The sequence below is a fragment of the Azospirillum sp. genome (assembly GCF_035627195.1).
Taxonomy (GTDB): Bacteria; Pseudomonadota; Alphaproteobacteria; order Azospirillales; family Azospirillaceae; genus Azospirillum.
This window is the reverse complement of record NZ_DASPMG010000185.1, coordinates 1-12884: the sequence shown is the minus strand read 5'-3', so window position 1 is coordinate 12884 and position 12884 is coordinate 1. Positions and strand designations below refer to the sequence as shown.

17 protein-coding genes are annotated in these 12884 nt (G+C 70.3%); 7 read left to right on the top strand and 10 right to left on the bottom strand.

The genetic code is table 11. The annotated features are described in order from the left end of the window. Positions 1–152 precede the first annotated feature (152 nt). Complete coding sequence (locus VED21_RS17150) at positions 153–1358, top strand: NnrS family protein (RefSeq protein WP_324884160.1); 1206 nt, start codon at positions 153–155, stop codon at positions 1356–1358. A 53-nt stretch (positions 1359–1411) separates the two neighbouring features. On the opposite strand, the gene VED21_RS17145 is transcribed toward VED21_RS17150, so the two are convergent. Further along, entirely contained in the window at positions 1412–2137 is a 726-nt protein-coding gene (locus tag VED21_RS17145) for a phosphoadenylyl-sulfate reductase (protein ID WP_324884158.1), read from the bottom strand. Positions 2138–2363: 226 nt separating this feature from the next. Between VED21_RS17145 and VED21_RS17140 the strand changes: the two genes are divergently transcribed. The 6 genes from VED21_RS17140 to VED21_RS17115 all read left to right on the top strand — a co-directional run bounded on the left by VED21_RS17140 (position 2364) and on the right by VED21_RS17115 (position 6580). Next, positions 2364–2672 (top strand): DUF2849 domain-containing protein, encoded by a 309-nt coding sequence (locus VED21_RS17140; RefSeq protein WP_324884156.1) that lies wholly within the window; start codon positions 2364–2366, stop codon positions 2670–2672. 29 nt (positions 2673–2701) lie between these two features. Beyond that, a complete protein-coding gene (locus tag VED21_RS17135) occupies positions 2702–4390 on the top strand; it encodes a nitrite/sulfite reductase (protein WP_324884154.1) in 1689 nt (562 codons plus the stop codon). Continuing rightward, complete coding sequence (locus VED21_RS17130) at positions 4377–4883, top strand: DUF934 domain-containing protein (RefSeq protein WP_324884152.1); 507 nt, start codon at positions 4377–4379, stop codon at positions 4881–4883. Before VED21_RS17135 ends, VED21_RS17130 begins: the two co-directional genes overlap by 14 nt. A gap of 115 nt (positions 4884–4998) precedes the next feature. Next, positions 4999–5421 carry a YeeE/YedE family protein gene (locus VED21_RS17125; RefSeq protein ID WP_324884150.1) on the top strand — a complete coding sequence of 141 codons (423 nt, stop codon included), beginning with the start codon at positions 4999–5001 and terminating at the stop codon, positions 5419–5421. Positions 5422–5439: 18 nt separating this feature from the next. Next, entirely contained in the window at positions 5440–5883 is a 444-nt protein-coding gene (locus VED21_RS17120) for a DUF6691 family protein (protein ID WP_324884148.1), read from the top strand. A 151-nt stretch (positions 5884–6034) separates the two neighbouring features. Further along, positions 6035–6580 carry a cold-shock protein gene (locus tag VED21_RS17115; RefSeq protein ID WP_324884146.1) on the top strand — a complete coding sequence of 182 codons (546 nt, stop codon included), beginning with the start codon at positions 6035–6037 and terminating at the stop codon, positions 6578–6580. A gap of 184 nt (positions 6581–6764) precedes the next feature. On the opposite strand, the gene ureG is transcribed toward VED21_RS17115, so the two are convergent. From ureG to VED21_RS38990, 9 genes are all read right to left on the bottom strand, one after another. Next, on the bottom strand, positions 6765–7406 hold the full coding sequence (gene ureG / locus VED21_RS17110) for an urease accessory protein UreG (RefSeq protein ID WP_324884144.1): 642 nt from the start codon (positions 7404–7406) through the stop codon (positions 6765–6767). Next, positions 7403–8005 carry an urease accessory protein UreF gene (locus VED21_RS17105; protein ID WP_324884142.1) on the bottom strand — a complete coding sequence of 201 codons (603 nt, stop codon included), beginning with the start codon at positions 8003–8005 and terminating at the stop codon, positions 7403–7405. Before VED21_RS17105 ends, ureG begins: the two co-directional genes overlap by 4 nt. Positions 8006–8213: 208 nt before the next feature. Then, on the bottom strand, positions 8214–8690 hold the full coding sequence (gene ureE, locus VED21_RS17100; RefSeq protein WP_324884139.1) for an urease accessory protein UreE: 477 nt from the start codon (positions 8688–8690) through the stop codon (positions 8214–8216). Between the two features lie 8 nt (positions 8691–8698). After that, a complete protein-coding gene (gene ureC, locus VED21_RS17095; protein WP_324884137.1) occupies positions 8699–10408 on the bottom strand; it encodes an urease subunit alpha in 1710 nt (569 codons plus the stop codon). 14 nt (positions 10409–10422) lie between these two features. Next, the gene (locus VED21_RS17090; RefSeq protein WP_324884135.1) at positions 10423–10728 is read right to left on the bottom strand and encodes an urease subunit beta; all 306 of its coding nucleotides are present in this window, start codon (positions 10726–10728) and stop codon (positions 10423–10425) included. A 10-nt stretch (positions 10729–10738) separates the two neighbouring features. Continuing rightward, positions 10739–11041: an urease subunit gamma gene (locus VED21_RS17085; RefSeq protein WP_324884133.1), complete on the bottom strand. Its 303-nt coding sequence runs from the start codon at positions 11039–11041 to the stop codon at positions 10739–10741. Positions 11042–11175: 134 nt separating this feature from the next. Then, positions 11176–12108, bottom strand: a complete 933-nt coding sequence (locus VED21_RS17080) for an urease accessory protein UreD (RefSeq protein WP_324884131.1) — start codon at positions 12106–12108, stop codon at positions 11176–11178. 7 nt (positions 12109–12115) lie between these two features. Then, positions 12116–12811, bottom strand: coding sequence for an urea ABC transporter ATP-binding subunit UrtE (gene urtE, locus VED21_RS17075; RefSeq protein ID WP_324884129.1), 696 nt, complete (start codon positions 12809–12811; stop codon positions 12116–12118). Between the two features lie 3 nt (positions 12812–12814). After that, on the bottom strand, positions 12815–12884 hold a 70-nt coding region (locus tag VED21_RS38990; protein ID WP_414638230.1), incomplete at its 5' end, for a hypothetical protein.

Sequence of the window (12884 nt, the reverse complement as noted above, 5' to 3'; positions counted from 1 at the left end):
ACAGATGAATTTTGATCCGTGTTCATCCGTGCTTGCATCCGTGTTCATCCGTGTCTCTAGTCCTCCATCGCCTCGGAGTTTGATCGCGGTCAAAGAGCGCCGGCCGCATCCGTGATGGGATCCCCGTTGCATCTCACAGGGATCTCGGAACGATGAGCATGAGCGCCACCGGCAGCAGCCCCCGCATCCACCTGCCCCTGCTGGTATCCTACGGCTTCCGGCCGTTCTTCCTGTTCGCCGGGGTGTCGGCCTTCGGCCTCGTCGCGGCGTGGCTGGCCGTGCTGGCGCACGGCACGTGGCCGGCCGGCCCGATCGCACCGGCGCACTGGCACGCGCACGAGATGCTGTTCGGCTTCACGGCATCCGCCATCGCCGGCTTCCTGCTGACCGCCGTGCCCAGCTGGACCGGGACGACGGCGCGCAGCGGCTGGTGGCTCGGCGTGCTGGTCGGGCTGTGGCTGGCCGGGCGCGCCGTGGTATTCCCCGGCCTCGGCGTGCCGCCGGTCGCCGCTGCCTTGATCGATCTTGCCTTCTTCCCGATGCTGGGCGTGGCGCTGGCAGCGCCGCTGATCAAGGCGGGCAAGGCGCGCAACACCGCCTTCCTCGGCCTGCTGGCGCTCCTGGGCACGGCCAACCTGCTGTTCCACCTGGAATGGCTGGGCGTGCTGGGCAACGGCGTGAAGCAGGGCGAGGCGCTGGGCATCGGCGTGGTGCTGATGATGATCGCCGTGGTCGGCGGCCGCATCATCCCCGCCTTCACCCGCAACGCGCTCGCCATGCAGGGGATCAAGGCCGAGGTGTCGTCGGTGCAGACGCTGGAGTACGTGGTGCTGGGCTCCACGCTGCTGATGATCCCGGCCGACCTGATCCTGCCGGGCAGCGTGGTCGCGGGCCTGCTGGCGCTGGTGGCGGCTGTGGCGCACGGGCTGCGGCTGGCGCGCTGGCAGGGGCTGAAGACGCTGGACCAGCCGATCGTCTGGGTGCTGCACGCCGGCTATGCCTGGGTGCCGGTCGGGCTGGCGCTGAAAGCGGCGGCGCTGCTGGGCGGCTTCGTGGCGGAGACGGCGTGGCTGCACGCCATCACCACCGGCGCCTTCGCCACCATGATCCTGGCGGTGATGACGCGCGCCTCGCTGGGCCACACCGGCCGTCCGCTGGTGGTGGGCAAGCCCATCGCCTGGGCCTACCGCCTGCTGATCGTCGCCGCCGCGGCGCGCGTGCTGGCGGCGGAGGTGGACGCGCTGTACTGGCCGCTGCTCGACCTCGCCGGGCTGGCGTGGCTGGCGACGTTCGCGATCTATCTGGCGGTCTACGCCCCGATCCTGCTGAGCCCGCGCGCCGACGGCCGGCCGGGCTGAGAGCGCGGCGGCGCCGCGCCTGCCCCACCCTCGCCACGCCGCCGTCCTGCTGTTCAGATGTCGTAGGAGTGGATGCCGCACTCGGTCTTGGCGAGGCCGGCCCAGCGGCCGGAGCGCGGGTCGGCGCCGGGGGCGACGCGCTCGGTGCAGGTGTAGCAGCCGATGGACAGGAAGCCGTCCTCCTCCAGCGGGTGGCGCGGCAGGTCGCGGCGCTCGAACTCGGCGTCCAGGCGGGCGCGGTCCCAGGTGGCCAGCGGGTTGACCTTCACCTTGCCGTCCTGCGTCTCGAACAGCGGCAGTGCGGCGCGGGTGGAGGCCTGGAAACGCTTGCGGCCGGTGATCCAGGCGCCGAAGCCCTCCATCGCCGTGCGCAGCGGCACCGTCTTGCGCAGGTGGCAGCAGGCGTCGGGGGCGCGCTGCCACAGCATGCCGTCGCCGTCGGCCTCCGCCACGTCCACCGCCGCGGGCCCGATGGTCCGCACGTCGGTCAGGCCCAGCCGGGTCACGAGCTGGTCGCGGTAGCGCAGCGTCTCGCCGAACAGCTTGCCGGTGTTGATGAAGACCACGGGCACCGACGGGTCGGCCTCCGCCGCCAGCGCCAGCAGCACCGCCGATTCCGTCCCGAAGGACGACACCAGCGCGATGCGCCCCGGAAACGCCTCGCCGATCACGGCGCTGAGCAGCCCCACCCCGTCGAGATGGCCGTAGCGTTCCGTGAGGTCGGCGACCGTGGGGACGGTCAGCGGGGCGTCAGCGGTTTGGAGGGTTCCGTCGTACATGGCCAGCCTTTTTACATCACACATTATGTGTTTTGCGTTGATTGGACACTAGCAGCCAGCCAAGCTTGTTGCAATGCATTTACATTCTCTACTTGTATAATAGGGAATAGAACTTCGTTTTTTGGTGTTGAAATGCCCGCCACCAAGCTGTTAAATGACAACAAATGCGCAGTTATACATTTGCGCAGCGTGGAAAGTGGCGCGTCCGAGCATCGGGAGAGCAGGCATGGAGTTGAAGGCGATCACCGCGAACCGGCTGCGCGACGGTGCCGTCGTCTGGCTGGGGCCGCAGGGCGACTGGGTCGAGCGCGTGGAGCTGGCGGCCGCCTTTGACGACGCCGCGGCCAAGGTTGCGCTCGCCGAGGCCGAGAAATCGGCGGCGGCCAACGTGGTGGTCGGCGTCTACGCCTTCGAGGTGGAGGTGGTGGACGGCGTGCCGAAGCCGCTGCGCCAGCGCGAGCGCATCCGCGCCCAGGGCCCCAGCATCCGCACCGACGTCGGCAAGCAGGCCGACGCGCTCGACCGCGCCGCCTGAGATCACGGGCCAGAGAACAAAGGCATTCCATGACCTACCTCGCCCCCAAGCGTCACGCCGGCGTCTACCGCTATGACGAGATCGACCGCCAGTTCCTGAACGAGCGCGTCGCCGAATACCGCGGGCAGGTCGCCCGCCGCCTGTCCGGCGCCCTGACGGAGGACGAGTTCAAGCCGCTGCGGCTGATGAACGGACTCTATCTGCAGCTGCACGCCTACATGCTGCGCATCGCCATCCCCTACGGCGCGCTGGCCACCCACCAGCTGCGCGGGCTGGCGCGCATCGGCCGGCGCTGGGACAAGGGCTACGGCCACTTCACCACGCGCCAGAACCTGCAGTTCCACTGGATCCGCCTGGAAGACACGCCGGAGATCATGGCCGAACTGGCGGCCATCGACATGCACGCCATCCAGACCAGCGGCAACTGCATCCGCAACGTCACCACCGACCAGTTCGCCGGCGCCGCCCCGGACGAGGTGGTGGACCCGCGCGTGTATGCCGAGATCCTGCGGCAGTGGTCGACGATCCACCCGGAATTCACCTACCTGCCGCGCAAGTTCAAGATCGCCATCACCGGCAGCGCCAACGACCGCGCCGCCATCCGCGTGCACGACGTGGGCCTGCTGGCCAAGAGGAACGAGGCGGGCGAGATCGGTTTCGCCGTCTACGTCGGCGGCGGCCTGGGCCGCACGCCGTACCTGGGCGTCAAGGTCAGCGACTGGGTGGGCGAACAGGACCTGATCGCCTACCTGGAAGCCATCCTGCGCGTCTACAACCAGTTCGGCCGGCGCGACAACCTGTACAAGGCGCGCATCAAGATCCTGGTGCACCAGGGCGGCAAGCAGAAGTTCATCGACAACGTGGAGGCGGAGTTCGCCCGCATCCGCGGCCCGAAGTACCGCCTGGACCCGGCCATCGTCGAGGCGATCGAGCGCAACTTCGCCCCGCCCCCGTTCGAGGAGCTGCCGCCGTATTCGGAGGCGTTCGACCGCGCGAAGCGCGAGGACGCCGCCTTCGCCGTGTGGGCGCGCAACAGCGTGCGCGACCATCGGGCGCCGGGCTACGCCAGCGTCACCATCTCGCTGAAGCCGATCGGCGGCGTCACCGGCGACATCACGTCCGACCAGATGGACACCGTCGCCGACCTCGCCGACCGCTACAGCTTCGGCGAGGTGCGGGTGACGCACGAGCAGAACCTCGTCCTTGCCCACGTGCGCCAGGACGATTTGTTCGACCTGTGGAAGGCGCTGGACGCCGCCGGCCTCGGCACGCCCAACGCCGGGCTGATCACCGACCTGATCACCTGCCCCGGCCTGGACTACTGCTCGCTCGCCAACGCGCGCTCCATCCCCATCGGGCAGGAGATCCAGAAGCGCTTCGCCGACCAGCAGCGCCAGCAGGATATCGGCGACCTGAAGATCAAGATGAGCGGCTGCATCAACGCCTGCGGCCACCACCACCTGGGCGCCATCGGCATCCTGGGCGTGGATAAGAAGGGCGAGGAGTTCTACCAGATCACGCTGGGCGGCAACGCGGAGCTGGACGGCGCCATCGGCGACATCGTCGGCGCCGCCCTGCCGCCGGACGAGGCGGTGGACGCGGTGGAGAGCATCGTCGACCTGTACCTGGAGCGCCGCCAGCCGGGCGAACGCTTCCTCGACACGCTGGCCCGCATCGGCATGGGGCCGTTCAAGGAGAAGCTCTATGGCGCTGCTTAAGGAAGGCCAACCGGCGGAAGACACCTGGACGCACGTCACCGACGACGCCCCGGTGCCCGCCAACGGCGCCATCACCGTCAGCGCCGCCCGCTGGGCGAAGGAGCGCCAGGAGCTGGCCGGCCGCAGCGCGCCGCTGGGCGTGCGGCTGGGCAGCGCCGACAGGCCCGAGTCGGTGGCGGCCGACCTCGGCCGCTTCGCGCTGGTGACCGTCGACTTCCCGAAGTTCCGCGACGGCCGCGGCTTCACCACGGCGCGGACCCTGCGCGAGCATTACGGCCACACCGGCGAGATCCGCGCCATCGGCCACGTGCTGCCCGACCAGTACCAGATGCTGCGCCGCTGCGGCTTCGATTCGGTGGTGGTGCCGGAGGGTGCCGACCTCGCCGTCTGGGCCGCCGCGCACACGCAGTACACCGTGGCCTATCAGGCCGCCGTGGGCGACGAAGGCGGCCCGCTCTCCCTGCTGCGCCGCCGCTTCGCCAAGGCGGGGTGACCTGCCCCCACCGCATACCCGCCCCTCATAGCCGCCCCTCATAGCCATTGATAAAAATCAATGGATCGCTAAATTAGCTGAAGCGAATAATGCACGTGCTAAGGGGCGGGGCGACATGGAGAACTTCACACCCATCGCGGCGCTGGCCGGCGGCGCGCTGATCGGCCTGTCGGCGGCGCTGCTGCTGGTGCTGAACGGGCGCGTGGCCGGCATCAGCGGCATCCTGGGCGGACTGCTGGCGCCGGAGCGCGGCGAGACCGCGTGGCGGCTGGCCTTCCTGGCCGGCCTGCTGGCGGCACCCCTGGCCTACGCCGCGCTGGGCGGAACGCTGCCGGAGGTGCGGACGGACGCCTCCACCGGATTGCTGGTGGCCGGCGGACTGCTGGTCGGCTTCGGCACGCGCCTGGGCTCCGGCTGCACCAGCGGGCACGGAGTGTGCGGGCTGGCGCGGCTGTCGCCGCGTTCGCTGGCCGCGACGGGCGTGTTCATGGCGACGGCGGTGGCGACCGTGTTCGCCGCGCGCCATCTGGCCGGCTGACGGCAAGGGGGACGAGCCATGGGCATCGTGATCTCCGCCTTCGCCGCCGGCCTGCTGTTCGGCCTGGGCCTGCTGGTGTCGGGCATGGCGGACCCGGCCAAGGTGCTGGCCTTCCTCGACCTGTCCGGCAACTGGGACCCCAGCCTCGCCTTCGTCATGGGCGGCGCGGTCGCCGTGTCGGCGTTGGGCTACCGCTTGGCGGTGGGACGCGGCGCCGCCGTGCTGGACGGCCCCCTGAAGCTGCCGGAACGGCGCGACCTGGACGGCCGGCTGATCGGCGGGTCGGCGCTGTTCGGCGTGGGCTGGGGGCTGGTCGGCCTGTGCCCCGGACCGGCCATCGTGGGCTTGGCGCTGGGTACCAAACCGGTGCTGGTGTTCGTCGCGGCGATGCTGGCGGGCATGGCGGCTTACCGCCTGATCGGCCACCTGTTTGCCCAGCCAAGGCACAGCTTCGCCGACTGATCGGGGTGGCCCGCCCGCGCGGCCGGAAATTTTGGTCCGGCGCGCGGACAAGGCGACAAACAGGATTGAATTGCCCGCCGATCCGGGTCATCTTTGTGTAGCCGCGCCCAGGGTGTTGGAGTGCGGCGCTTCACTTCAGACGAGACCGTTTATGTTCGACCGCCCGCAGCGCAACGCCTTCCGCGCTCCCGAGATCACCCATCGCAACATCCGCGCCACCGTCAAGTGGTTCAACCCGACCAAGGGTTTCGGCTTTGTGACGCCGGAAGACGGTTCGCCGGACGCGTTCCTCCACTCGACCGTGCTTCAGTTCTCCGGGCATGATGCGCTGGCGGACGGCACCACCATCGTGTGCGACCTGTCGCGCGGCCCGAAGGGCCCGCAGGTCGCCAACATCCACTCCGTGGACACCTCCACCGCCGCCCCGGGCCGCCCGCAGCGCGCCCCGCGCGACAGCGGCGGCTGGGGCGACCACGGCGGCGGTGCGACCGAGACGGTCGAAGGCACCGTGAAGTGGTTCAACGTCACCAAGGGCTTCGGCTTCATCGCCCCGGTCTCCGGCGGTAAGGACATCTTCGTCCACATCCGCGCCCTGGAGAAGTCGGGTCTCGATGGTCTGGCCGACGGCGAGCAGGTGCGCGTCACCGTGCGCCAGGGCGCCAAGGGTCCCGAGGCCGAGCGCGTCGAAGTCGTCTAAGACACTTCGCTGCGGTCAGAGACGTCGGAAAGCCGTCCCGAGTAATCGGGACGGCTTTTTGCGTCCTGGTGATGGGCTTTCAGCGTTGGGTTTTCGGCTTTGGCCTCAACCCAACCTACGAAGGCTCCGTAGGGGTGGCTCCGTAGGTTGGGTTGAGCCGCAGGCGAAAACCCAACGCCGCACCTTACCCCGGCATGGGCAGGCCGCCGGCCTCGACGATGAAGCGGATGATCTCGTCCAAACCTTGCCCGCTCTTCAGGTTCGAGAACAGGAACGGCCGCTCGCCCCGCATCTTCTTGGCGTCGCGGTCCATCACCTCCAGACTGGCGCCGACCAGCGGGGCAAGGTCGATCTTGTTGATCACCAGGAGGTCGGAGCGGGTGATGCCCGGCCCGCCCTTGCGCGGGATCTTGTCGCCGGCCGACACGTCGATGACGTAGATCGTGATGTCCGCCAGCTCCGGCGAGAAGGTGGCGGCCAGGTTGTCGCCGCCCGATTCGATGAAGATCAGATCCAGGTAGGGGAACTTCTTCACCATCGCGTCGACGGCGGCGAGGTTGATGGACGCGTCCTCGCGAATCGCCGTGTGCGGGCAGCCGCCGGTCTCCACGCCCATGATGCGCTCCGGCTCCAGCGCGCCGGAGCGGGTGAGGAACTGCGCGTCCTCCTTGGTGTAGATGTCGTTGGTGATGGCGGCGACTTCCCAACCTTCGCGCATGCGCTTGCACAGCGCGTCGGTCAGCGCCGTCTTGCCGGAGCCGACGGGGCCGCCGATGCCGACGCGCAGGGGGCCGGAGTGGCTCTTGGTGATGGGCGTGATGCTCATGAGCGGAACAACCTCGTGTACTGCGTTTCGTGGGTCATGGAGGTCCAGTCGACCATCGGCGCGGCCGAGCCGAGGTCGTCGAGGGAAGCCGTGAGCGCGCGGTCGGCGCAGCGCGCCGCGACGGGCTCCAGCGCCGCCAGCGCGCGCTGCCCGTCCGTCTGGCCGAGCGGCACGAGGCGCACGCCGGCCGACACCAGATTGGCCGCCACCGCGTGCAGGAACCCGGCCAGCGCCTGGGGGAGCGGGATGCCGGCCAGCGCCGCGCACAGCGCCACGGCGACGGCGTGCGCAGGGGGGCGCTGTTCGCTGTCGATGAGGGCGGTCCAGCGCTCCAGCCCCGGCAACGGCCACGCAGCGGCAACGGTGGACAGGAAGGCGGTGCCCTGGGCGGAGGATTCCAGCGCCGTCTCGCGGCTGGCGCGCATGGCGTCGGCGCGCTCCAGCGCCCACAGGAAGGCGGGTTCGTCGCCGGCCTCCACCGCGCGGTAGGCCATCGCGAACAGCAGCGCGTCGCCGCGCCCGGCGCCGTGGTCGAGGATGTGCGCGACCCAGCCGGTCAACGTCGCGCGGTCGCGGACGAGGCCCGCCTCCACGGCCATTTCCACACCGTGCGAATAGGTGTAGCCGCCGATCGGGAACGACGGGCTGAGCCACGCGAGGAGGCGGAGCAGACTGCTCTCTCCCGCCCCGGGAGAGGGTGGCCGCGAAGCGGCCGGGTGAGGGTCAGCGCAAGGATCCGTGGCTTTGCCCTCACCCGGCGCCTGCGGCGCCACCCTCTCCCGGGGCGGGAGAGGGTTGGGAGGCCGCTCAATGCTCATGCCCACCCCCGTGGTGGTGATGCCCCCCACCCCCGCCGCTGTACGCCCCGCTCTCCGGCGTGAAGGGCGCCATCACCTCGTGCACGTGGGCGCCCAGGCCGTGCAGCATGTCGACGATCACGTGGTCCCAGCGCAGGCGCACCACGCCGGGGCCGAACTCCACCGGCAGGTGGCGGTTGCCCAGGTGCCACGCGATGCGGGCCAGTTCGCCCTCGCCGTGGCAGTGCACCTCGGCCAGCCGCTCGGGCGCCGCCTTCACCCGCAGCCAGCCGCCGCCCTCCAGCTCCAGCCCATCGCCGTCGTTCAGCACCTGCGCGCGGGCGAGGTCGAGCAGGAAGGGCTCGCCCGCGTCGTCGGCCAGCCGCACCCGGCGGCGGAAGCGGTCGTCGAAGGCCAGCGTCACCGTGCCGGCCGCCTGCGCCTCGGGCCAGGAGCCGGCGGGGTGCGCGTGGGTCGCTCGTCTCATCACCACCCTCAGAACAGGAAGTAGCGCTGCGCCATGGGCAGCACCTTGGCGGGTTCGCAGATCAGCAGCTCGCCGTCGGCGCGCACCTCGTAGGTCTCGGGATCGACCTCGATATGCGGGGTGGCGTCGTTGTGGATCATGCTGGCCTTGTTGACGGTGCGGCAGCCGGACACGGCCAGGAGTTGCCGCTGCAGCCCCAGCGAATCGCCCACCCCGGCCTCCAGCGCCGCGGCGCTGACGAAGGTGACGGAGCTGGCCGGCATGGCGCGGCCGAAGGCGCCGAACATCGGGCGGTAGTGCACGGGCTGCGGCGTGGGGATGGAGGCGTTGGGGTCGCCCATGGGGGCGGCGGCGATGGTGCCGCACTTCAGCACCATGTCCGGCTTCACGCCGAAGAAGGCCGGCGACCACACCACGAGGTCGGCCAGCTTGCCCACCTCCACCGAGCCGACGTGCCGCGCGATGCCGTGCGCCAGCGCCGGGTTGATGGTGTATTTGGCGACGTACCGCTTGGCGCGCAGATTGTCGTTGTCGCCGGTCTCGCCTGGCAGGCGGCCGCGCTGCACCTTCATCTTGTGCGCCGTCTGCCAGGTGCGGATCACCACCTCCCCCACCCGGCCCATGGCCTGGCTGTCGCTGGACAGCATGGAGAAGACGCCCAGGTCGTGCAGGATGTCCTCCGCCGCGATGGTTTCGCGCCGGATGCGGCTTTCGGCGAAGGCGACGTCCTCCGGGATGCGCGGGCTGAGGTGGTGGCAGACCATCAGCATGTCCAGGTGCTCGTCCACCGTGTTCACGGTGAAGGGGCGCGTGGGGTTGGTGGAGCTGGGCAGCACGTTGGGCAGGCCCGCCACCTTGATGATGTCCGGCGCGTGGCCGCCGCCCGCCCCTTCCGTGTGGAAGGCGTGGATGGTGCGGCCCTTGAACGCCGCGATGGTGTTCTCGACGAAGCCGGATTCGTTCAGCGTGTCGGTGTGGATGGCGACCTGCACATCCATGGCGTCGGCCACGGTCAGGCAGGTGTCGATGGCCTTGGGCGTGGTGCCCCAGTCCTCGTGCAGCTTCATGCCGCAGGCGCCGGCGTGCACCTGCTCGATCAGCGCGTCGGGGCGGCTGGCGTTGCCCTTGCCGAAGAAGCCCAGGTTGATGGGCAGCCCTTCGGCCGCCTGGAGCATGCGCGCCATGTGCCAGGGGCCGGGCGTGCAGGTGGTGGCGTTGGTGCCGGCCGCCGGCCCCGTGCCGCCGCCCAGCATGGTGGTGACGCCGCTGTACAGCGCCTCGTCCACCTGCTGCGGGCAGATGAAGTGGATGTGGCTGTCGATGCCGCCGGCGGTGACGATCTTGCCCTCGCCCGCGATCACCTCCGTGCCCGGCCCGATGACGATGGTGACGCCGGGCTGCACGTCCGGGTTGCCGGCCTTGCCGATGCCGGCAATCCGCCCGTCCTTCAGGCCGATGTCGGCCTTGACGATGCCCCAGTGGTCGAGGATCAGCGCGTTGGTGATGACGGTGTCGACGGCGCCCTCGGCGCGCGTGGCCTGGGACTGGCCCATGCCGTCGCGGATCACCTTGCCGCCGCCGAACTTCACCTCCTCGCCGTACACGGTGTGGTCGGCCTCGACCTCGACGATCAGGTCGGTGTCGGCGAGGCGGACCCGGTCGCCCACGGTGGGGCCGTAGTGCGCGGCATACTCGGCGCGCTCGATGCGATGAGCCATGGTCTGGTCCCCCCTTACAGAGCGCCTTCGATCTTGCCGTTGAAGCCGTGCACCACGCGTTTGCCGGTGTAGGCGACGAGCGTGACGGTGCGCGTCTGCCCCGGCTCGAACCGCACGGCGGTGCCGGCCGGGATGTCCAGGCGCATGCCGCGCGCCTGCGCGCGGTCGAAGCTCAACGCCTCGTTGGCCTCGAAGAAATGGTAGTGGGAGCCGACCTGGATCGGCCGGTCGCCGGTGTTGGCGACGTCCAGCGTGACGGTGGGCCGGTCGGCGTTCAGCTCGATCTGGCCGGGCGCGGTGATGATTTCGCCGGGGATCATGGGGCTCACCTCACCGGATCGGGTTGTGGACGGTGACGAGCTTGGTGCCGTCGGGGAAGGTGGCCTCCACCTGGATCTCGTGGATCATCTCGGGGATGCCCTCCATCACCTGCTCGCGGGTCAGGACGGTGGCGCCGTCGCGCATCAGCTCGGCCACCGTCTTGCCGTCGCGCGCCCCCTCGACCACGAAGTCGGTGATCAGCGCCACGGCCTCCGGGTGGTTCAGCTTCACGCCGCGCTCCAGCCGGCGGCGCGCCACCATGGCCGCCATGGCGACCAGCAGCTTGTCCTTCTCGCGCGGTGTCAGGTTCATCCCCGTTCTCCCCTTTCTTGTTCGTACCCTTCGACGTTGGGTTTTCGCTGGCGCTCAACCCAACCTACGGCCCAACCTACGGTGCCGTCGTAGGTTGGGTTGAGGCCAAAGCCGAAAACCCAACGGCAGCCGCCTTACACATGCCACAGCCGCGGCAGCCGCTCCGGCAAGCCGCCGGCCAAGGCGCGGAACGCCGCCCAGACGCGGCCGAAGTCGGTGCGCAGGCGGTGCGCGTCCTTGCCCAACAGGCGCATCACCAGCACTTCTCCCAACACCGTCGCCCCGGCGTGCAGCGCCACCTCGGACAGCATATCGCGGGCGGCGTCCAGGTGCGCGGCGGCGTCGGGACCCACGTACACGATGGTGCCGTAGGCGGTGGCGCCGTCGAAGCCGGCCGGGTGGTCGAGCACCGCCGGAATGTCGCCGTCCAGATGTAGCGCGTCGGCCCACACCAGCCGCCCGTCGCGGCGCACCTCCCAGGCATCGCGCGCCAGGCCGGTGGCGAAGCGCTCGCCGCGCGCGACGCGGCCGAAGACCAGCAGTTCCCCCGCCAGCAGCCGCCCGCTGCCGGCGACGTTCGCGCACGTCGTGCGGCGCAGGCGGGCGCCGTCGAACAGGATGGTCTCCTGCGGCAGCCACTCCAGCCAGCCACCGTCGGCCACCGACAGCGCCACGTCGAAGCGCACGTCGGCCCCGGTGGAGCGGTAGACCTTCTCGGCCGCCTGCGCGGTCACCAGGGCGCTGGCTCCCTCCCCCACCGTCGCCGCGATCTCCAGCCGGTCGCCGCCGACGAGGCCGCCCGACGTGGTCACCACCGTGGCCGTCGGCGGGTCGCCGGTCGCCGGGGTGGGGAACAGCAGGCGCAGCGGGTCGGTGTGGTAGACCGTGCCCAGCCGCGCGCGTTCGAACGCGACCTCGGCGCGGCCGTGGATGGTCAGGCGGTGGGGTATGGATGCCCCCTCCCCATCCCTCCCCCGCTGCGCGGTGGAGGGGGCAGAGCGGCGGAGTTCCCTCTCCCGCGCAGCGGGGGAGGGATAGGGAGGGGGCACGTGACTTGTGTCGGGCACGGTGCGGTCAAACCGTCAGGTGTCGGCGCACCTCGGACTCGACCATGTCCCCGGCCGATCCGGCAAGCACGATCTCGCCCCGATCCATCACCGCGAAGTGGTCGGCGAGGTCGCGGGCGAACTCGAAGTACTGCTCCACCAGCAGGATCGCCATGTCGCCGCGCGCCGCCAGCTTGCGGATCACCTGCTCGATCAGCTTGATGATGGACGGCTGGATGCCCTCCGTCGGTTCGTCCAGGATCAGCAGGCGCGGGCGCGTCACCAGCGCGCGGCCGATGGCCAGCTGCTGCTGCTGCCCGCCCGACAGGTCGCCGCCGCGCCGGTTGAGCATGTCCTTCAGGACCGGGAACAGCTCGAAGATCTCCTCGGGGATGGAACGGTCCTTGCGCGGCAGCGGCGCGAAGCCGGTCTGCAAATTCTCCAGCACGGTCAGCCGCGGGAAGATCTCGCGGCCCTGCGGCACGAAGCCGATGCCGCGCCGCGCGCGCTCCGGCGTGGGCAGCTTGGCGATGTCCTGCCCCTCCCACAAAATGCGGCCCTGGCGCGCCGATTCGAGGCCCATGATGGCGCGCAAGGTGCTGGTCTTGCCCACGCCGTTGCGGCCCAGCAGGCAGGTGACGGCACCCTTGGGTGCGGCCAGCGACACGCCGCGCAGCGCGTGGCTGGCGCCGTAGTAGAGATGCACGTTCTCGACGGTGAGCATCGTTCAGCGCCCCAGATAGACTTCGATCACGCGGTGGTCCTGCTGCACCGTCTCCAGCGAGCCTTCGGCGAGC